Source organism: Rubrobacter sp. M3-4 (genome assembly GCF_059772285.1).
Window position 1 is genome coordinate 306,177 of sequence record NZ_JCBAJP010000001.1, and the last position, 19,526, is coordinate 325,702.

Sequence of the window (19,526 nt, forward strand, 5' to 3'; positions counted from 1 at the left end):
ACCGCCGCCCCGAAGGGCCCACGGCCCGCTCCTCCACCCCGTCCGTCCTAGAAGAGATGCCGCGCAGAAAGCTCGGCAGGATGCGCGTCTCCCCTCCGGACGAGCAGACCGCCCGGAGATACCTGCGCTGGATGCCCGGCAAGAGGCTCTACGAGAACCCCGGCTCCTTCCCGCAGATCTCCTCCCCCTCACTCTTCGGCGACCACCGGCCGCTGGAGATAGAGGTGGGCTGCGGCACCGGGGAGTTCCTCTGCCACCTCGCCTCCCAAAACCCCGACGCCAATTTCGTGGGCTTCGACATCCACAAAAAATCCCTCTACAAAGCGGTGCGAAACGCCGCTTCTAAGGACCTGCCGAACATCCTCTTCGTGAGCGCGGACTTCCGCCTCGTCTACCCCCTCCTGCCGGACTCCTCGCTACGCGCCATCCACCTCCGCTTCCCGGACCCGGGCATGAAACCCCGCGAGCGCAAGAAACGCCTCTTCGACCGCCGCTTCCTCGACGAATCTTTCCGCTCCCTCCAGCCTTCCGGCAGACTCCTCGTCGTAACGGACCACCAAGAGTACTTCGAACAGATGCTCGCCCTCTCCATCGAAGACGGCCGATGGCTCGCCTCCCACGGGGTGAAAACCCACTCCCCCGACGAAGAACGCCCCGTCTCGCGCTTCGAGCGGTTGTGGACCAGCAGAGGCCGCCCCGCCTTCTGGCTCACCCTGCAAAAGCCCGCCGTGTGAACCCTCTCACATCGATTGATTGACGGCGCACGGATTCGTGGCAGAATGCGTGCGCGATCAACGATTGATGAGGCAACGAATGGAAACGGAAAACGGTGTACAAAAAGAGCGGGTTCTCGAGGCCGTAGAGGAAGTAAATCCGATTCTGGCGCCGCTCGCGCTGGCGTCCAAGCGGATAATGGCTTCCATCGAGCGGGACACGGGCGTTGCGGCTTCGAGGTGGTTTCTCCTGGCCGTCCTCGGGCACGAGGACGGGATGAGCCAGGGTGAGCTGTGCAAGCCCTTCCACCTCGATCCCTCGCGCATCAGCCGTTTGGCCAAAGCCATGGAGGAGGAAGGGCTCGTGCGGCGCGAGCGCGACCCGGAGGACAACCGGGTCGTCAGGGTCTACCTCACCGGGAAGGGGCGGGAGTTGCTCGGGTCGCTCCCCGAGCAGCGCGAGAAGTTCGAACGGCGCGTCCGCGAGGTTCTCGACGAGGGAGCCCTCGAGCATCTGAGGGATTCTCTGTACGCGCTCGCCGAAGGTTTCAAGGAGTAGGAAGAGGTTGGTGCGATGAAGGCTGGAGGTAGAGCGAGTTGTCGGTGATGACGCGCGGGGTGACGAACTCCCGCGGCGGGGTGAGCCACAAGAACATCATCTTCATCGGGGTGGCGCTCGGCATGCTCGCCGCGGCCGCGGCCCAGACCATAGTCTCTCCGGCGCTGCCGATCATAGTCTCCGACCTCGGAGGCACGGCGCACTACAGCTGGGTTGCGACCTCGGCGCTGCTCGCCTCGGCGGTCACCGTCCCGATAGTCGGCAAGCTCTCGGACATGTACGGCCGGCGCGGCTTCTACATCGCCGGGCTCGTGATCTTCATGCTCGGCTCGAGCGCCGCGGGGGCATCGCAGGACTTCTGGTGGCTCGTAGGCTCGCGGGCGGTGCAGGGCCTCGGGATGGGCATGCTCCTGCCGCTCTCACAGACGATAATCGGGGACATCATAAGCCCCAGGGAGCGCGGCAAGTACGTCGGATACCTCGGGGCGGTCTTCGGCGCCGCTTCGATCCTCGGCCCGCTGGCGGGCGGGTGGATCACCGACCACTTCTCCTGGCGGTGGCTCTTCTACATCAACCTGCCCATCGGCATCGTCGCGCTCGCCTTCATCGTGCGCTTCTTCCACTTCCCGCACGTGGCGAAGAAGCACGACGTGGACTACGTGGGCTTCGTGACGCTCGCCGCCGGGCTCACCGCCGTGCTGCTCGCCACCACGCAGGGTGGGACCCAGTACCCCTGGGGTTCGGCCCACATCATCGGCACCTACGCCGTGGGCGCGGTCCTGCTGGCGATCTTCCTCTTCAACGAATCCCGAGCCAAGGAGCCGGTGCTTCCGCTCAGGTTGTGGAAAAACTCCGTCTTCACCCTCTCGAACATCTCCAACATCGCGATCGCGATGGGAATGTTCGGGGCGATCTACTACATCCCCGTCTTCGCCCAGGGCGTCCTGGGGGTGGACGCGACCAACTCCGGCACTATCACCATCCCGCTCATGATCGCCGCGATCCCGGTGAGCGTCGTCGTCGGTCGGCTCATCACCCGCACCGGACGCTACAAGGTCTTCGTCCTCGCCGGGATAATCGTGATGGGGATCGGGTACCTGCTCCTCTCCAACCTCGGTTACGACTCGACCCAGAACGACATGCGCCTGGCGATGGTGGTCGTCGGCCTCGGGCTCGGCGCGGTGATGCAGACCTTCACACTCATCGTCCAGAACGCCGTGACCCGCGAGGATCTCGGCGTGGCCACCGCAGCCTCCCAGTTCACCCGCTCGGTCGGCGCCACGATCGGCATCGCGATCATGGGAACGATCATGACCAGCCGGATGAAGACCGAGATCCCCAAGCATCTGCCGCCGCAGGCGCTGCAGGGTCCCGACGCCTCCAAGCTCACGAACGGAAGCTCGGCGCTCGGCCAGGTGCTCGGTGGGCACGCGCTCTCGCGGCTGCCTGCACCGATCGTCCACGGCATCCAGCAGGGGATGGCGGCCTCGCTGCACCCGGTCTTCGTCACCGGCCTGCCGATAATCGGGGTGGCGCTCCTGGCTGCGCTCTTCGTGAAAGAGCTGCCGCTGCGCACGATCGCCTTCGCCGATATGGACAAGAACGGCGGACAGCAACCCGGGCTCACGCGGCCCGACGACGAACGCGGCAGGCTCCTGCTCTACGGGATGGCGCTCTACCTCATCAGCAAGCGCCTGGAGAGCGCCGACGGAGACTTCCCGGCCCTCTCCCGCGCCGCGGCGCGCCTGGTACGTTCGAACGGGGCCCTGAGCGAGCACGAGCGGGCGGCCAAGGCCAACGAGGAGGTGCTCAAACCCCTCGCCAGAACCCTGCTCGTGAGCGCCCTGGCCGCAAGGAGAAACGGAGAGAAAGGCGGCTAGGGAAACACCTCGTTCGGCCGCAGAGGTCGTAGGTCTTTCTGGAAGCTTACGAAAACGACAGGAGGAAGAAAGTATGACCAAACACGTCGTGGGAATGGTCGGGGCCGTACTGGGATTTCTGGGCGGGCTCTGGCTGATCCTGGCCCCCTTCGCCCAGGGTTATCAGCCCTCCGGGGCCTCCTGGGCCGACGCTACGGTGAACGACTTCTGGGTCGGGATAGGCCTGGCGCTGGTCTCCCTGATCGGGTTCGCCGCCTACGCCCTCAGCCTCAGGGAGGAGATGATCGCTCGCGGCATCCTCGAGCGACGCGAGCGCAAGGAGGAAGCCGCCCCGGAGCCCCAACCGCAGGAGCAGCCAGCCTACGCCGGGAACGCCTCCATCGAGCAGGCGATAGTCCCCCTCCTGAACGAGATGCTCAAGGACATGCAGCGCCAGCGTCAGCAGGAGGGACACGAGGAGCGCCCCCACAACGACAATCCCTACCAGCAGGAGCAGCACGGAAGGAGCTCTGATAACGTATGAGAGATCGCAGCATGAGGAGCCTGCTGATAGCCCGGGCCACCACGTTGCTCACCTTCTTCGTGGGACTGTGGCTGTTCTTCGCCCCGTTCGCGATCGGCTACCAGAAGATCGGGGCCCACTGGACCGAGGCGACTAAAAACAGCCTGTGGATCGGAGCCGGGCTGGTCTTCTTCTCCGGTCTCACCCTGATCCTGCACGGCTCCTTCGCGCTGCGCGACGCGGCGCAGGCGGCGCAGGCCCGGGTCGAGGCAGGTGGTGAGGACGGAGGAGAGCAGACGGAACGTAGCTGACAATATCCAGGGGGAGGAGCGTTCCCGGTGAGCCCTTCGCGGGTCGTGATAGTCGGCGGCGGTTACGGCGGCGTAACCGCCGCCAAGCTGCTCGACAGAGACTTCGAGGTCGTCCTCGTGGAGAAGAAGGACACCTTCTTCCACAACATCGGCGCCCTGCGGGGGTTGGTCGACCACGGGTTCCTCGAAGAGCTCTTCATGCCCTACGACAACCTGCTCTCACGCGGCAGCGTGGTGCGCGGGGAGGCACAGGACGTCGAGCCAGGCACGGTCGTGCTGGGAGACGGGCGCAGGATCGCCTACGACTACCTCGTTCTGGCCAGCGGATCGAGCTACCCCTTCCCCGCCAAGACGCCCTTCGACGAGAAGGCGCCCTCCATCGCGGCGATAAGGTGGGCCGGCAGTCAGCTCGAGGAGGCCGACGGAGCCCTGCTCTTCGGCGGCGGGCCCGTCGGCATAGAGCTCGCCGGGGAGATAAAGAGCCGCTACCCGGAGAAGGGCGTCGCGCTCGTACACAGCCACAAAGCGCTCATGGGAGGCTGGTTCAACCCTTCGCTCGGCGGGAAGCTGCTCGAGAAACTCGAGGCCAAAGGGGTCCGGGTCATCTTCGAGGAAGCCGTACTGCCCGAGGATGAGAACGACCCCGAGACGACCTTCGTAACAGACAAGGGCACCACAATAGAGGCCTCTCTCCTCCGCCCGCACCCGCTCTCCGGGGTGATGGGGTTCATCTGCTTCGGCGTGAGGCCCAACACCTCGTTTCTGCGCGGGAGGTTCCCGCTCGACGAGGCCGGTCGCGTGCGGGTAGACCGCTACCTCAGGGTGACGGGGTACGACAACGCATTCGCGATCGGAGACATAACGGACGTCGAGGAACCCAAAACCGCCTACCTGGCGCAGAAACACGCCGAGGTCGTCTCCAGGAACATCCGGGCCACCGAAAACGGGCGCAAGAGGGCCCTAAAAGCCTACGCCCCCAACCCGAACCCTCCCGTGGTGGTGCCCGTCGGACCCGACGACGGTGTGACGCAATTCCCGGTCGCGGGTGGTCTCGTCGTGGGGAGGCGCACCACCAGGCTTCTGAAAGGTCGGGATCTCATGGTCGAGCGGTACCGCAAGATACTCGGGCTGCGGTGATCATGCCGGAACCTGTTGTCCCGCTCACCGATGGTCCGCGAGGAGGGTGCGATACTCCTTTACCCGGAAGCACGAATAGCCCGGAAGGAGGCGAGGCAAACCACTTGGAGACCGAGAGCGCCATACAGCGCCGGCAGCTCGAGGAGGCCGGCTGGGAGCCGGTCGAAGACGGCGAGGGCCCCATCGTCTGGAGAAACCCAAAGAGCGGCCGCCTCTACCCCCAGGAGGTCGCCGTGAAGCTGGTGAGAAACGGCACCCTGCAAAACCCTCCGTCCACCCAGGATGACCCGGACGCCGTCTCCTGATACGCGCGGAGAACGCTGCGCCCTCTGCGGGCGGGAGGTCGAGAGGATAACGCGACATCACCTGATCCCGCGCTCCCGGCACAGGAGGTTGCGCAAGAGGAAGCGCGGCGGCAGGGCGTACCGCAGGGAGGAACTGGAGCGCACCGTCCCGCTGTGCGGGCCCTGCCACCGTCACGTGCACACCGTCTTCTCGGAGAAAGAGCTCGAGAGCGATTACAACACCGTCGAGGCGCTCGCCGCCCACCCGCAGGTGCGGCGTTTCGTCGATTGGATCTCGGACAAGCCGCACGGGACGATCCCCTTCAGCAGGCGCTCCGGGTAGCGGCTCTACGACGCCGTTCTTTCGAGCAGTGAGGCTGCAGCCCGATCTACCATCCAGATGAGCTCCCCGGCGGGTCTCACCAGCCTGGCCGGATACTCCGCCGGATCGGCGTTCTCCTCGAGCACCATCTTCAGCGCCTTCGCCTTGCCCTCCCCGGCGACGAGGAACATCACAGCCCGGGCGGCGTTTATGACGGGGAGGGTCAGCGTGATCCTGGTGGTAGAGAGCTTCTCCACCGGGTTGGCCACGACCCACCTGCGGCGCTCCCGCAGCGCGGGCGTCTTCGGGAAGAGGCTCGCCGTGTGTCCATCGTCCCCGAGGCCGAGCAGGATGAGATCCATCTCGGGCGGCCTCCTTCTCACGCCGAAGAAGCGGTGCAGCTCGGCCTCGTACAGGGCGGCGGCCTCCTCGGGCGGCTTCTCCCCGCGGATGCGGTGCACACCCCCGGCCGGAACCCGCGAGAGCAGCGCCTCGCTCGCCATGCGGTAGTTGGAATCTTCGCTGCCCGGGGGAACGCCGCGCTCGTCGCCGAAGAAGAAGTGCACCCGGCTCCACTCGACCATCGTGGCGTACTCCTCCGCGAGCCGGCGGTAGGTCTCCCGCGGGGTCGAGCCACCGGCGAGAGCCACCGTGAAAGAGCCCGTCCGCTCCACGGCCTCCCGCGCCCGGCGGGCGAACTCCTCGGCCGCGGCCCCGGCGAGCCGGTGCGGGTCCTCGAAGACAGAGACCTTCACCGCTCCACCATCCTCCCCACGACCTTGAGGGCATCCAGCAGGTTGCGGTCGTCGCCCCGGTGCTGGAGCTCCTCGCCGAGGATCTCCTCCACGCTGGAGTAGCCCAGATGCACCGTCCGCCCGGCCAGTATCTCCCCCCCGCGTTCGACCTCGGCCCGGAACTCCGCCGCATCCCGGCACCGGCTGACCCGGAAGACGAGATCCCGGACTGAGATCTCGACCCGGCGCAGCGGCGCACCCCTACTTTCCTCGAAGAGGACTTCGATCCCGCCCCCAGGCCCGGAGAAAGAGCCTCCCTCCTCAGGCTCCCACCCGAGCGAGGCGGCGAGCCAACCGGCGAAGAGCAGCGCACGCGCCCTGCCCTCGCCCCCGCCGTCGTGGACCATCCGGACACGCTCTATCTCATCCAGCATCCCCGCCCTCTCGGGAGGCGAGAACATGTCCGCGAGAAGAGCCCGCCAGGGCGAGAGCGCCACCCATTCGAGATCCCCGAGGTCGGGAACGCCGGGCTCCTCCGCTAATAATGCCACCCGGCGCAGGAAACCCTCCGGGTCGGACGCCCGCCCGGAGTCGACGATGAGCCGGTCCGCGAGCGAGACCATGCTCCCGAACTCTCCGGCGTCCGGGTCGAATTCATCCGGATAGAAGAGGAAGACCGGAAGGTCCGGGATGAGGAGCGGCTCGGCGAGGCTCTCCAGGTGCCGCGCCGGGGCCCCACAGGCGTGGATCGTGATCTGCTCGGCGCACACCTGCCCGCCCCCGCGCGTGCTGCAGAAGGCCGCCAGCCCCACGTCGAAGTCGTCGTGGGGCGCCTCCGGCTCGGAGATGAAGACTATCGCCCGGCACGGGAAACGCCCCGAGAGCCCGGAGACGAGCTCCGTCACCGCGGGGGCCGCCTCCTCCGAGGTCACCACGACGAGGTTCAGCACGCTCGCCCTCAGGCCGATGGTCCCGTCGTCGTTCATCCTGAGCCGGGCGAGCTCGTGCTCTATGGCGCCGACGCTCATCCGGCCGGAGGCGTCCGAGGCGCGCGTCTCGGTCACGGCCGCCTCCAGCGCCGCCCGTCGCGGGCCAGGAGCACTTCGGCCTCTTTGGGCCCCCAGCTCCCGGCCGGATAACGGGAGACTTCGCCCTCCGACCAGGCCTCCAGAACCGGTTGCAGGATGCTCCAGGCTCCCTCGGCCTCGTCGGCCCGGATGAAGAGCGTCGGGTCGCCGAGCATCAAATCCAGGAGCAGTCGCTGGTATGCGTCGGGCACCTCGGTCATGAACGCGGTCCCGTAGAGTAGGTCCATGTTCACCGAGCGTACCTCGAAGCCCGTCCCGGGGACCTTCGCCCCGATCTTGAGCGAGACGCCCTCCTCGGGCTGGATGCGGATGACCAGGAGGTTGGGCTCGAGCTGGCGGGTGTCGCTGCCGGAGAACGGGGTGTGCGGGGTCCTGTGGAACTGGATCGCTATCTCCGTCACCTTCTTCGGCAGCCGTTTCCCGGCCCGCACGTAGAACGGCACCCCGGCCCACCGCCAGTTGTCTATGAAGAGCTTGAGCGCGACGTAGGTCTCGGTCTCCGAATCCGGTGCGACCCCCTCCTCCTCGCGGTAGCCCGGCACCTCCTCACCGAAGATCCAGCCGCGATCGTACTGCCCCCGGACGGCGACCTCCCCGACCTCCTCGCGGCGGATCGGCCTCACGGCCTTCAAGACCTTCACCTTCTCCTCGCGCACCGGGGTCGCATCGAAGGCCACCGGCGGCTCCATCGCCGTCAGGCAAAGAACCTGCATCAGGTGGTTCTGCACGATGTCCCGGAGAGCACCCGCCTCCTCGTAGAAGGCCCCCCTGCCTTCGATACCGATGTCCTCGGCGACGGTGATCTGGACATGATCGACGTAGTGCTGGTTCCAGACCGGCTCGAAGATGCCGTTGGCGAAGCGCAACGCCAGGATGTTCTGGACCGTCTCCTTGCCCAGGTAGTGGTCTATGCGGTAGATCTGATCTTCCCTGAAGTAGCGCTGGATGTCCGCGTTGAGTGCCCGGGCGCTCTCGAGATCCCTCCCGAAAGGTTTCTCGACGACGAGGCGGGCGTAGCCGCCGTCCTCCTCCCGGTTCATCCCGGCCTCCCCGAGGTGCTCGACTATCGCGGGGAAGAGCGAAGGGGAGGATGCCATGTAGTACGCCCGGTTGCCCCCCGTCCCCCGCTCGCGGTCGAGCTTTTCAAGGAAGTCCTTTAGCTCCCGGTAGGTCTCGGGCTTCTTCGAGTCTCCGGGCAGGTAGAAGATCCCCTCGGAGAAGGACTCCCACACCTCCTCGCTCACCCGGCCGGGCCGCTGCTCTTCGAGCGCCCTGCGCAGCCGCTCGCGGAACTCTTCGTGGCTCATCTTCGTGCGGGAGATGCCGACCACCGCGAACTCCATCGGGAGCCGCCTGGCCGCGGCGAGGTCGTAGAGGGCGGGGACGAGCTTGCGCGATGTGAGATCCCCCGAGGCGCCGAAGATGACGATCACGCCGGGCTCGGGGGTCTGCGGCAGGCGCGTCTCGTCCCTCAGGACTTCCTGAGGCCGGCTCTCGCGGGTCGTCAGGGCCATCCTCCTGCTCCTACCCTTCCCCGCCGCGGGCCCCGGCCTCCTTCACCGCGTGCCCGCCGAACTCGTTGCGCAGGGCCGCGAGCACCTTCGCGGCGAAGGAGTCGTCCTGCCGCGAGGCGAACCGGGCGAAGAGCGCGCCGGTGATGATCGGGGCGGGCACGTCCTCGTGTATCGCCTCGAAGACCGTCCAGCGCCCCTCACCGGAGTCCTCGACGTAACCGGCTATCTTCTCGAGATCCGCGTCCTTGGAGAAGGCGTCCTCCGCCAGCTCCAGGAGCCAGCTGCGCACGACGCTCCCCTGGTTCCACAGGTGCGAGATGGCCCTCAGGTCGTAGTCGTAGCGGCTGCTCTTGAGGATCTCGAACCCCTCGGCGTAGGCCTGCATCATGCCGTACTCGACCCCGTTGTGGACCATCTTGGCGAAGTGCCCAGCGCCGGCCTCCCCGAGGTAGGCGTAGCCGTCGGGCGGGGCGAGCGTCTTGAGCGCGGGCTCGACGTGCTCGAAGGCGCTCCGGTCGCCGCCGACCATCGTGCAGTAGCCGACCTCGTACCCCCAGATGCCGCCGGAGATGCCGGCGTCGAGGAAACGCAGGCCCTTCGCCTCGATCTCCTTCGCCCGCCGCACCGAATCGCGGAAGTAGGAGTTGGCCCCGTCGACGATGATGTCGCCCTCGTCGGCGAGCTCGGCGAAGCGGTGGAGCATCTCTTCGGTGACCTCCCCGGCCGGGAGCATCGACCACAGAACCCGCGGTGGCGAGAGCTTCTGCACGAACTCCTCGACCGAGTACGCCCCCTCGGCCCCGTGCTCGACGGCCTCGTCGACCTTGCCGGGCGAACGGTTCCCGGCCACCACCCGATGATCTCCCTTGTCGATGAGGCGCCGCACCATGTTGGCACCCATCCTCCCGAGCCCGTAGATCCCTATCTCCATGTCCCCTGTGCTCTCCTCTCTTTTTGGTGTCCCGGACCGAACCCAGCGCTACCGGCGCGCGAGCTCCCCGCTCTTCTGCTCTATGACCTCGATGAGCTCCTCGAAGGAGTCCGAGAACTTCTGGACGCCCTCTCTCTCGAGCGTGGCCGTCACGTCGTCGTAGTCCACCCCGGCCTTCTCGAGCTCGGTGAAGAGGGCGCGCGCCTCCTCGACGCCTTCCTCGATGGTCGGCCGGATCTCGGCGTGATCCATGACGGCCTCGATGGTCTTCTTCGGCATGGTGTTCACGGTGTCGGGGCCGACGAGCTCATCGACGTACTTGACGTCGGAGTACTCGGGGTTCTTGGTCGAGGTCGAGGCCCAAAGCGGCCGCTGCTTCCTCGCTCCTCGCGCCTCGAGCTCCCTCCACTCGTCCGACCCGAAGATCTCCTTGAACTCCTGGTAGACGAGCTTGGCGTTGTCCACCGCGAGCCGGCCCTTGAGGTCCGGACGCCCGACCTCATCGAGCCTCCTGTCGGTCTCGGTGTCCACCCGGGAGACGAAGAAGCTCGCGACGGAAGCGACCGTCGAGGGGTCGCCGCCACCCTCGACGAACCTCTTCAGGCCGTCGATGTAGGCGCGGGTCACCTCCCGGTAGCGCTCGATCGAGAAGATCAGGGTGACGTTTATCGGGACGCCGCGCGAGATCATCTCCTCTATCGCCGGAAGGCCCTCCCTGGTCGCGGGGATCTTGATGAACAGGTTGGGCCGGTCGACCATGTCGTGCAGCCTCTGGGCCTCTTCGATGGTTCCTTCGGTGTCGTAGGCGAGGTCGGGGGAGACCTCCAGAGAGACGAAGCCGTCGAGGTGGTTCGTCTCCTCGTAGACCGGGGCGAGGATGTCGCAGGCGTCCTGGATGTCCCGCTGGGCGACCCGGAAGAAGATCTCCTTTGGGTCGTCGAGCTCTCTGGCGAGCTCGGCGAGCTGCTCGTCGTAGAGCTCGGAGTTCGAGATCGCCTGCTGGAAGATGGTGGGGTTGGAGGTCACCCCTACTATCCCCTGCTCGACGAGCTTTTTAAGCCCTCCTCTTTGGGTGTCCTCGCGCGAGATCTCATCCACCCAGGGGGCCTGTCCGATCTTCCGCATCCTGCGCAACCGTTCGTTCATCGTATAACCTCCATAGGGTACCTCACTCGCAGGGGTCCACCCCTTGCCATCACCGGCTTTTATACCCCCGCAGCCTACCCGGTAAAAGATTATTCGTGTGCACGACTACATTGAACTCGGATAGCAACGGGGGCGCCCTGCGGCGCACCCGGTTCTGTCCGCTTTTGCGTTCTATCTTTTAGAACGGCAAGTCATCCTTTGACCACGGTAGCCAAGCCTAGGCGAGAGGTGGCAAATGATCGCTCGAAGCCCCAAGAGCCTATGAGCGATTCTCCTGAGAACCCATCGCGTGAACACCAAAGAGCGGAGAGTCCATACAACAGGATGTTGGCACGAAATGAATATCTGAGGACACCTATTGGGACACAGATGCAGATCTCACAGCTTTCCAAAACTCTTCTACATACGGATCGTCAATCCCGAGTGCCAATAGTTTGGCTCGAAAATTCTCCACGTACTTAGCACACCGTCCGCTCACACCCGACGCAATGCTCGCCATCCGTGCACGCTCTTCGAGGCTCTTGTCCCCAATGTAGACCTCCTTCGCATAGAGATCTACAGCATATTCGTTTATAGGGACAACTGCTTGAACGAAATCATCGCTACTGAGGTGAATGCGTTGTTGTCTCAGGCTGAAGCTCCTACCTTCTCGTTCCCCTAGGTACAAGAGAACCTTCTCGGAAAGATCCCCATTGTCAGGGAACCCAAATGCTATACCCTGGCAACTGCTCCCAACCTCGGGCCTTAAACCAAGTGTTGGACACTCAACTTTATTGGTTCCCCAGAATTTTCTGGAGGCTTTATTGAAATCTCTTCGGAAATCCTGAAGTTGAGCCCTCTCGCGGCAGAGGCATCCGAACTTCTCTTCCCAACCGTCATACATTAACGAACCATACGTGAAGACCCACATATTTTCTCCCAATCTAGAAGATGGCCAGCATCACGCTGCACTACTGGATAGCAACCTGACCACAGAGCTACGGTGTTGGAGTTCGGTAGAAAATTCTGGGCATATAGACAATCAAAGCTCTATTGGACCTCCTTCCTCGCGGGAATCTTGTCCTTCCCACAATTCTTTGCCCCTGTCACCAAGTCCGGCGCTACCTTGCTCTGGCATGGCAAGTGTCGGCATAAGAATACAAGCGATGTCGGAAGTGCCCGGTCGACATAATCCCAATCGTGCCCACCCGGGAATTCGTTGTATTCGTGCGCTATCCCATACTCGAGTAGCGCACGATGTACATTCCTGTTCATACGCACCACTCTCTCGTAATCGTCAAGCCCAACATCTACGTATACCCGGATAGAAAAGCTCCGATCGGTATTCTGGATCAGCTCATAAGGATGCAGAAGCTCCTCCACAATTCGGTTGCGATACCAGAAAAGTCTCACGGCTTGCGAAACCCGAACCCCATATACGTCGAAGAATTACCCCCTCAAGCGATATTTGAGGTTGCACCACCATTTCGACCCTGCATCAGGTAGAACGCTCGAGAATCTCCCTCGCACATTCATCCAATGCAGAGTCAACCACCGCAGGCTCTACTCCCTTCATTCCCCAGCTGAAGATAAGCACACTTTTGGTCTCGGACGTGATCATAGTCCGCGCGGAATCACGCGACCCGACCGCCGAGAAGACGCCCTCTGAGTCCTTGAGAACCGGTGTTCCCGAAGCTAACTTGATCGGCTCGTTCTTGCCAATGGGGATCATCTGATGATCGTCTGTCGCCAGAGTCAACTCCACTTTGCCACTGATTTTGTCGAGATCGAACAGACCGATAGGCACCAGGTACTCGACTGAAGCGATGTTTCCGGCATCAACCACGGAGTTGATGCGAGGAAACCGTCCCCGGAGCAAACCCCGTCTGAGCAGCGCTTCCGCAGCAGGGACGGATTTCTTTGGATCCCCTCCCATTTGCTGAGTTAATCGCCGGTAGATCCGGATATGGGGGTGGGAATCCAACTTTTGCTCTGGGGTTCCTTCCCACCTGGTGGCGATAGCCCTGATTCGTTCCTCCTGGGCTTCCCCGCTTTCCTCGACCCGCACACTACCCAAACTGCGGGTTCTCACAAACAGCGTGGGGACCCTATCCCGCACCGCTTCATCAACGATTATGTCCAACTGATCTCCCCTACTTTCCATTACCATCAAGCCTCAATAAGGCAAGGCGTTTTCACGCACTCATCCGTCCTGCGTTGGACTCTAGGCAAACTCGATGGTAACGAAGATTCGATGTAGAGGATTGCTTTTATGCCACCCAAGCAGTCAATTTAAGCAACAATATTTTAATAATTGGTCGCAAGGACGCTACTTACGTTCAAGGCTATCAGAAGCGAGCTGCCGCCGGGGCCGGAAGAGCTGGCTCTGGGAGAGAATAAAGTGTGCTTACACTTTGTGGACAATCGATTTCTAGTCCAGCGGAAGCTTTGTTGAGTACTTCACCTGCTTCATCGCGATCACCGACTTGATGTCGTCAACATCCCGGATGTGGGTGAGATGGTCCATCAGAAAGCGTTGGTAGGCGTCTATGTCTTCGACCGCCACCCGCAAGAGGTAATCCGAGTCACCCGTGATCAGATAACACTCCAGCACCTCGGGTAGTTTCTTGACCTCCGCTTCAAAGCGGTCTATCACCTCCCGCGTCTGCTTCTGCAGGGTTACTTCCACGAAAACGTGGAAGTTCCGGCCAACCGCCTCGTGATTGAGGAGCGTCACGTAGCCGTCGATGAGCCCCATCTCTTCCAGGCGCTTGACCCGCCTCAGGCACGGCGCCGGAGTCAAAGAGACCGCATCCGCGAGCTCGGTGTTGGGAATGCGGGCATTATCCTGCAGCACCGAGAGGATCTTCTTGTCGATTGCGTCTAGCGAAACCCTTGACATTCTATATCCTATTTTATCTGTTTATTGACAGTTTGTTGCTCAACAATAGCATTTCCGAGCCACGAATGCAATCCTACAAGTCGGTCTCTTGCTAATATTGGCCCCTACAAGGCGCGCGAGATATCGACCGCTGAATGAAGGAGGCTTTTGGTGCTCGAGACCGCACAGATGAGCTGGTTTCTCGTGGCTTCATTGGCTTTGATCGCGATTCCGGGTCAGGACAACATCTACATCATCACCCGCGGGATCGCTCAGGGGAGAAAGGCTGCGCTCGTCTCAGCATGGGGGGTGGGTTTGGGGCTTCTTATCTACACCTCACTCACGGCCCTCGGACTCTCTGCGCTCTTGAAGGAATCCAACCCGGCTTTCGCGGCGGTGAAGTACGTGGGGGCGGCTTATCTGACCTACCTTGGAGCAAGGATGATCTTGAGCAAAGGCAGCCTCACCATCTTGGGAGAAGAGAGACCCGAAGTAAGGCTCAGGGCCATCTTTTTCCAGGGTGTTGCCTCGAACGCGCTCAACCCCAAGGTGGCACTCTTTTTCCTGGCTTTCTTGCCGCAGTTCGTGAGTCCAGAGGAGAATCCTACCTGGCAGCTCGCGGTGTTGGGCAGTATTTTTACGCTGCTCACTCTGGTCATTACCAGCTTGCTCGCCTACTTTTCGGGATCTTTGGGTGACTGGTTGCGGCGCAAGCCGGGCTCCGCGAGAGTATTGCAATGGCTTGCGGGTAGCGTGCTCATCGGCCTCGGAGTGCGCCTTGCTCTGGCAACTCAAGGCTAGCCAGCCCAACCGGGCGTGGATGTGATCCGCCTTATTAAACCGTCAATCCGCGATTTCTACGGTGGTCTCTAGATGGTCACGGTCAGGCCCGAGGGAATAAGCAGCAAGTTCTTCCGCGAATCGACCACTGCGGTTATTCCAGTGCCTGCAAACCACGAAGTATCGCATCGAAAAGGAGAAAGTTTGTGAGCCGTATAGAAATGAGATGGTCTCTTCCTGAGGACAAAAACCGGATAGCGGACTTGCTGGAGATAAGTGACTTGCCTCGCTGGTTGGCAGCTAGAGAGAATTTCCTGGTTGCTGAGCGAGACGGCGAGGTTCAAGCTGCGCTCGAATATCGAATGGCTTGCGGACAGCTTGTGTTGGGCATTTTGGTCTCCGACTTGTTCGTGGATCATCCCAGTATGGCGAAGGCTCTCTATACCGAGGCGTATGCGATGGCTTGGGGAATGGGCGTTGAGAAGATAAGAGCTCTACCCACCATGAACGGAGAGTACCCGGGAGAGGTCGGATATAGTCGCTGGAATAGCTGCTGGCGGCTGAACGTAGAACGGGTTCCCCGGTTAACAGAAGAGACCTCTGTAAACTACCGGCATGAGCGACTCAACTGGCAGTGCTTATACACGTTCTTCTCGCGAGCATCCCGTGTTTTAGGCTTTTCGCGGCTTCTCCGCGCAGGACATTGGATGTAAGATCTTAGATCAGCCCGGGTTGTAATTCCGGGTTCTTTCGACCTTTAAGCCAGACTCCCTGAAATTTCAGGGAGTCTGGCAGCCCAACACTTCTCTAAACTGATCGGTCAGAACGGGATGTCGTCGAGGTCTTCCTCGCTCATCTCTGGCACGTCGTCCGCCGTGCGGCCTCCCCGCTCGCCGCCCGAGTCGCCTCCGCCGCGGCCGAGGAACTGGACGTTGTCGGCGACCACGTCGACCTTGCTCCTCTTGGTCCCGTCCTGGGCCTCCCAGGTGCGGTACTGCAGCCGCCCCTCGACCAGGACCGGGTCGCCCTTCTTCACGTAGTTCGCCACCCGCTCGCCGAGGTCGCGCCAGGCGGAGACGTCGAAGAAGTCGACCTCCTCGTTCTTGGAGTAGACGCGGTTCACGGCGAGGCCGAAACCACAGACGGGCACCCCGGACTGGGTGAACCTGAGCTCCGGGTCGCGGGTGAGGTTTCCGGCGAGTATCACCCTGTTGAAGCTGACCAACTTCGCATCCTTTCTCGTTTCGCTACCTCTGTCTCTAGTCTAAAGGACGGCTCCCGCTTCTCAAGGTCTACTCACGGCCACCTCCAGCTCGTCGTCTTTTATCGTGGCGACTACGTCCCCATCCTCGTCGGTGCGGAAGATCTTCGCTCCCGCGACCTTCAGGCGACGCAGGGTCTGTCGGGTGGGATGCCCGTAGGGGTTGTCCGCCCCGACGGAGATGACCGCCACCCTGGGACGGAAGCGGCTGAGGAAGAGCGGGGTGGTGCTGTAGCTCGAGCCGTGGTGGTCGACCTTGAGGATCGTGAGCGGCCCGGCGTAGGGCCCGAGGCTCATGTAGCGCTCCTCCTCGGCCCCGGCGTCCCCGGCGAGCAGGATGCGTGCGGCACCCCGACTGATGAGCAGCGCGACGGAGTTGTCGTTCTTCTCGGGGAAGAGACCGCCCTCGGAGTCGGGTGGCGGGCCCACGACGGTGACCGGGGTGCCGCCCCAGTCGAAGTGCATCCCGGCCCGGCTCTCGACGACCCTCGCTCCTTCTTCCTTAACCCCGCGCAGGAAGGTGGTGAAGGTGGTCGTCGCGCTGGTATCCCCGGAGAGGTAGACGGTGGAGACGTCGAAGGCGTCGAGGACCTGAGGAAGCCCGCCGACGTGGTCGGCGTCAGGATGGGTGGCGACGAGCCCGTCGAGCCTCTTCACGCCGCTCTTCCGCAGAAAATCGACCACCTCCGGACCCGCCTCGGGCCTCCCGCCGTCGACGAGGTAGTTCCTGCCGCCGGACTGCACCAGGATGGCATCCCCCTGCCCGACGTCTATGAAGCTCACCACGAGCGCCCCCGCGGGAGGTGGATGCTCCCCGAGCGCCGCCCGCGGCGCGGTGCAGCCGGAGCAGAGGGCCAGCGCGAGGAGCACCCCGCATACAAGAGGCATGATCCGTCCGGGCGGCGCCCCGGCATGCCTCTCCCCCCACGCCTCACGCACACCATCCATCCTTCAGATGGTTATCGGAGAGGCGGGAAGAAGGCTTTAACCCCGCTCCTCCGGAGGGGTGAGCCGGTCGATCCACTCGTCCGCCTCGGCGCGGGTGAGCTCCGTCAGGGGCTTGCCGATCCTGCTCTCCAGCCTCGCCACCCCGTTCTCCCCCCGCAGTTCCTCGGCGAGCGTCCTGAGCAGGTTCACCTGGCTCGGCCGCGCCTTCTGGGAGGAGTCACGCGCCGGGTGTTCCCCGTTCTCCCGGGACCGCTGGGACGCGGTGGCGTCCCTGAGATGCGCCCTGGAGGGGCGCGGGCGCCGCTCTTCCTGCCGCGCCGGCACCGGGGGAGCATCGTCCCCGTCGGTGAGCTCCTCGAGGGCCGTGGCCCCCACGTTCACCGCATCACGCAGGGCGCGGGCCTTCGCGCGGGTCTCGGCCATCCGGATCAGGTGCGAGGCGATGTTGCGCGAGACGTTCTCGGGCGAGGCATCGCCGAGCCCGCTGAAGGTGCGCCCGTCCTCCATCTCGACCGTGGCCTTGACCACCGCGACGTGCCCGTTGCTCTCGTCCGGCACCTGCAGAAGCTCGGTGTCGATGCTCTTGAGGCCCCGCGAGTGGGCCTCGTCCAGAAGCCCGGCGAACAGCACGTACTGCCTGCCGCCCCTCGTGATCATGAACTCTTCCCTCATAGCCTCCTGCGGGCCTCCAGCTCCCTGTAGTCTTCTCCTTCGAGCGAGATCCACTCGCACATCGCGATGATCCGGCTCGCCGTCCTCTCGCCGAGCTGAACGGCGAGATCCTTGGGGCCGATGTTGGAGGTGAAGATGGTCGGCAGAGCCTCCCGGTAGCGGTGGTTGACGACCACGAAGATCCGCTCCTGCACCCACTCGGTGGGGCGCTCGGAGCCGAGGTCGTCGAGCACTAGCAGTTCTGCGTTCTTCACCGATTCCATCCATTCGTCGAGGTTGCGCCCCGGCTCGTTGTAGGCGCCGCGCAAATTGTCGAGCAGCTCCGGGACCGTGACGAAGAGCGAGGGCACCCTGCGCCGCTCCATCAGCTCGTTCATCACCGCCACCGCCAGGTGGGTCTTGCCGGTCCCAACCCCACCGCAGAAGTACAGCCCCCGCCCGGCCTCGCGGTTCTCCTCCCAGTTCTTGAGGTAACCCTCCACCTTCTCCGCCGCCCGCGTCGCACTGGGGCTGACGTAAGGCTTGAAGCTCGCGAAGGTGTAGCCCCGCATCCGCTTAGAGAGCCCGCTGCGCTCCTTCAGGGCTTCGACGCGCGCCTCGCGCCGCATCATCTCCCACTCGCGCCGCTCGTTCTTGGCCTCGCACTCGGGGGTGCAGGGATGGTAGTACCACTCTCCGTCTTTGCCGTACTTGCGTTTCAGGGCGGGGGGAAACTCGACCCACTCCACCTCGAGCTCTCTCCCGCAGTGGGGGCAGACGTTGTCGTCGAGCCTGAGGGCTTTCCTCTCCCTACCCCTCTTCGCCGAAGAGCCACTCATAGCCCTCCCGGCGTCGGGCAGCAGACTGTCTATCCGTTCCACCGCTCACCCCCTCTCCGACGAGCCTGAGCCTGCGGTCCTGCTCGAAGCGTCTGACGTCTTCAAGGGTCTTCACCCCACGCTCGACCCACCGCTCCAGGATGCTCCTGACGTAGCCGACGCGGCGGGCGTCCCGCTCGCTGGCGATCCTGAGCGCCTCGCGCACGGCGTCCGGCTCGAGCCCGTCCCGCTCGCAGTAGCCGTTGAGGAACTCCAGGATGTGCGGGGCGGGCAGGGTGCCCATGTACCGGAAGTAGTCGTCCGGGGTTATACCCTCCGGCTCCGCGCGCACGACCTCTATATTACCCCCTGCATCCGGTCCAGGGCGGCTGGAGGGGGGGTGTTCCGCCACCTCGAGCCATCCGTCGCGTTCCGTCACGAAGCCCGCCCTTACGAGCCTCCCGAGAGCACCTTTCGTCCTCTCGGGCGTCGTGCCGAGAAGCTCCGCGAGCTCTTCGAGCTCTGGCTCGTCGAGCCCTACCTCGGGCAGGATGCGCAAAAGCTCGTAGAGAGCCACGGCCTCGGCCCCGAGGTGGGGCATCCAGCGCACGTAGAGCCGGGCACGCTCTCCGCGGGCCCGTCGTTCCCCTGGTGGTGTCAGCCGGATCTTCTCCACGCCAGCTCAGTATACTGGCCCGATGCCCGGCTCTCTACGCCGGACGAAGTCCTACCGCGAGACGAGTATTAGGCCGGGCAGGTTCAGACCCGCCACCCAACCCCGGCTCGCCACGAGCACGAAGGCGAGCACCACGAGAGAGACGGCCACGGTGGCCGCCCCGAGCCTCCTCGCCCCGAGCCCGTAGCCTATGAGGCCGCATATCATCCCGAGAGCGTACGAAGAGACGCTCAGCCGGTCGCCGAAAGTCACCATCGCGAGCCCGGCCAGGAGGAAGAAGATCCCGAGCCCGCACACGGCCTTTCCCCACGCTGGACCCGCGCCGCTCCCGTAACCCCCGCGCCCCGTGCTTTCGTCCTCACCCAAGATGCCCCTCCTCGTTAGAGAGAGCCCACCGCAACAATCCTAGTA

The 19,526-nt window shown here is 63.7% G+C and carries 24 protein-coding genes; 10 read left to right on the forward strand and 14 right to left on the reverse strand.

All coding sequences use genetic code 11. The features are described 5' to 3' along the window. Positions 1–56 precede the first annotated feature (56 nt). The 8 genes from trmB to AC6EKW_RS01480 all read left to right on the forward strand — a co-directional run bounded on the left by trmB (position 57) and on the right by AC6EKW_RS01480 (position 5,729). The gene (trmB, locus tag AC6EKW_RS01445) at positions 57–734 is read left to right on the forward strand and encodes a tRNA (guanine(46)-N(7))-methyltransferase TrmB (RefSeq protein WP_498513471.1); all 678 of its coding nucleotides are present in this window, start codon (positions 57–59) and stop codon (positions 732–734) included. Between the two features lie 79 nt (positions 735–813). Beyond that, positions 814–1,272, forward strand: a complete 459-nt coding sequence (locus AC6EKW_RS01450) for a MarR family winged helix-turn-helix transcriptional regulator (protein ID WP_273887252.1) — start codon at positions 814–816, stop codon at positions 1,270–1,272. A gap of 47 nt (positions 1,273–1,319) precedes the next feature. Further along, positions 1,320–3,152: an MDR family MFS transporter gene (locus AC6EKW_RS01455; protein WP_498513585.1), complete on the forward strand. Its 1,833-nt coding sequence runs from the start codon at positions 1,320–1,322 to the stop codon at positions 3,150–3,152. A gap of 73 nt (positions 3,153–3,225) precedes the next feature. Beyond that, complete coding sequence (locus tag AC6EKW_RS01460; protein ID WP_273887251.1) at positions 3,226–3,675, forward strand: hypothetical protein; 450 nt, start codon at positions 3,226–3,228, stop codon at positions 3,673–3,675. Next, complete coding sequence (locus tag AC6EKW_RS01465) at positions 3,672–3,965, forward strand: hypothetical protein (protein ID WP_273887250.1); 294 nt, start codon at positions 3,672–3,674, stop codon at positions 3,963–3,965. The genes AC6EKW_RS01460 and AC6EKW_RS01465 overlap by 4 nt, the downstream gene beginning before the upstream one ends. Positions 3,966–3,992: 27 nt before the next feature. Continuing rightward, entirely contained in the window at positions 3,993–5,102 is a 1,110-nt protein-coding gene (locus AC6EKW_RS01470; protein ID WP_273887249.1) for an NAD(P)/FAD-dependent oxidoreductase, read from the forward strand. Positions 5,103–5,206: 104 nt separating this feature from the next. Further along, positions 5,207–5,407, forward strand: a complete 201-nt coding sequence (locus AC6EKW_RS01475; RefSeq protein WP_498513472.1) for a hypothetical protein — start codon at positions 5,207–5,209, stop codon at positions 5,405–5,407. Between the two features lie 88 nt (positions 5,408–5,495). Then, positions 5,496–5,729 (forward strand): hypothetical protein, encoded by a 234-nt coding sequence (locus AC6EKW_RS01480; protein ID WP_498513473.1) that lies wholly within the window; start codon positions 5,496–5,498, stop codon positions 5,727–5,729. A 5-nt stretch (positions 5,730–5,734) separates the two neighbouring features. Here AC6EKW_RS01480 and pgl read toward each other — a convergent pair whose 3' ends face one another. The 8 genes from pgl to AC6EKW_RS01520 all read right to left on the reverse strand — a co-directional run bounded on the left by pgl (position 5,735) and on the right by AC6EKW_RS01520 (position 14,002). Continuing rightward, positions 5,735–6,463 (reverse strand): 6-phosphogluconolactonase, encoded by a 729-nt coding sequence (gene pgl, locus AC6EKW_RS01485; RefSeq protein WP_498513474.1) that lies wholly within the window; start codon positions 6,461–6,463, stop codon positions 5,735–5,737. Then, on the reverse strand, positions 6,460–7,506 hold the full coding sequence (locus tag AC6EKW_RS01490; RefSeq protein ID WP_498513475.1) for a glucose-6-phosphate dehydrogenase assembly protein OpcA: 1,047 nt from the start codon (positions 7,504–7,506) through the stop codon (positions 6,460–6,462). Before AC6EKW_RS01490 ends, pgl begins: the two co-directional genes overlap by 4 nt. Then, the gene (gene zwf / locus AC6EKW_RS01495) at positions 7,503–9,044 is read right to left on the reverse strand and encodes a glucose-6-phosphate dehydrogenase (RefSeq protein WP_498513476.1); all 1,542 of its coding nucleotides are present in this window, start codon (positions 9,042–9,044) and stop codon (positions 7,503–7,505) included. Before zwf ends, AC6EKW_RS01490 begins: the two co-directional genes overlap by 4 nt. Before the next feature lie 10 nt (positions 9,045–9,054). Continuing rightward, positions 9,055–9,975, reverse strand: coding sequence for a phosphogluconate dehydrogenase (NAD(+)-dependent, decarboxylating) (gene gnd, locus AC6EKW_RS01500; protein ID WP_273887243.1), 921 nt, complete (start codon positions 9,973–9,975; stop codon positions 9,055–9,057). A 48-nt stretch (positions 9,976–10,023) separates the two neighbouring features. After that, positions 10,024–11,121, reverse strand: coding sequence for a transaldolase (gene tal / locus AC6EKW_RS01505; protein WP_498513477.1), 1,098 nt, complete (start codon positions 11,119–11,121; stop codon positions 10,024–10,026). Positions 11,122–11,476: 355 nt separating this feature from the next. Then, positions 11,477–12,031 (reverse strand): gamma-glutamylcyclotransferase, encoded by a 555-nt coding sequence (locus AC6EKW_RS01510; protein WP_273887240.1) that lies wholly within the window; start codon positions 12,029–12,031, stop codon positions 11,477–11,479. Positions 12,032–12,598: 567 nt separating this feature from the next. Beyond that, positions 12,599–13,243, reverse strand: a complete 645-nt coding sequence (locus AC6EKW_RS01515; protein WP_273887236.1) for a B3/B4 domain-containing protein — start codon at positions 13,241–13,243, stop codon at positions 12,599–12,601. A gap of 288 nt (positions 13,244–13,531) precedes the next feature. Continuing rightward, the gene (locus AC6EKW_RS01520) at positions 13,532–14,002 is read right to left on the reverse strand and encodes an Lrp/AsnC family transcriptional regulator (RefSeq protein ID WP_498513478.1); all 471 of its coding nucleotides are present in this window, start codon (positions 14,000–14,002) and stop codon (positions 13,532–13,534) included. 150 nt (positions 14,003–14,152) lie between these two features. On the opposite strand from AC6EKW_RS01520, the gene AC6EKW_RS01525 reads away from it, so the two are divergent. After that, complete coding sequence (locus AC6EKW_RS01525; protein ID WP_498513479.1) at positions 14,153–14,782, forward strand: LysE family translocator; 630 nt, start codon at positions 14,153–14,155, stop codon at positions 14,780–14,782. 185 nt (positions 14,783–14,967) lie between these two features. Continuing rightward, positions 14,968–15,474 (forward strand): GNAT family N-acetyltransferase, encoded by a 507-nt coding sequence (locus tag AC6EKW_RS01530; RefSeq protein ID WP_498513480.1) that lies wholly within the window; start codon positions 14,968–14,970, stop codon positions 15,472–15,474. Between the two features lie 107 nt (positions 15,475–15,581). On the opposite strand, the gene AC6EKW_RS01535 is transcribed toward AC6EKW_RS01530, so the two are convergent. From AC6EKW_RS01535 to AC6EKW_RS01560, 6 genes are read right to left on the reverse strand one after another with little or no spacing between them, the layout of a single operon-like run. Then, on the reverse strand, positions 15,582–15,986 hold the full coding sequence (locus AC6EKW_RS01535; protein WP_273844970.1) for a single-stranded DNA-binding protein: 405 nt from the start codon (positions 15,984–15,986) through the stop codon (positions 15,582–15,584). A gap of 60 nt (positions 15,987–16,046) precedes the next feature. Next, positions 16,047–16,961 carry a ComEC/Rec2 family competence protein gene (locus AC6EKW_RS01540; protein ID WP_498513481.1) on the reverse strand — a complete coding sequence of 305 codons (915 nt, stop codon included), beginning with the start codon at positions 16,959–16,961 and terminating at the stop codon, positions 16,047–16,049. Between the two features lie 45 nt (positions 16,962–17,006). Then, the gene (locus tag AC6EKW_RS01545; protein WP_273887231.1) at positions 17,007–17,642 is read right to left on the reverse strand and encodes a hypothetical protein; all 636 of its coding nucleotides are present in this window, start codon (positions 17,640–17,642) and stop codon (positions 17,007–17,009) included. Beyond that, complete coding sequence (locus tag AC6EKW_RS01550; protein WP_498513482.1) at positions 17,639–18,460, reverse strand: ATP-binding protein; 822 nt, start codon at positions 18,458–18,460, stop codon at positions 17,639–17,641. Before AC6EKW_RS01550 ends, AC6EKW_RS01545 begins: the two co-directional genes overlap by 4 nt. Further along, a complete protein-coding gene (locus tag AC6EKW_RS01555; protein ID WP_498513483.1) occupies positions 18,432–19,115 on the reverse strand; it encodes a DnaD domain-containing protein in 684 nt (227 codons plus the stop codon). Before AC6EKW_RS01555 ends, AC6EKW_RS01550 begins: the two co-directional genes overlap by 29 nt. Positions 19,116–19,166: 51 nt before the next feature. Further along, positions 19,167–19,481: a hypothetical protein gene (locus tag AC6EKW_RS01560; protein WP_273887228.1), complete on the reverse strand. Its 315-nt coding sequence runs from the start codon at positions 19,479–19,481 to the stop codon at positions 19,167–19,169. Positions 19,482–19,526: the final 45 nt, after the last annotated feature.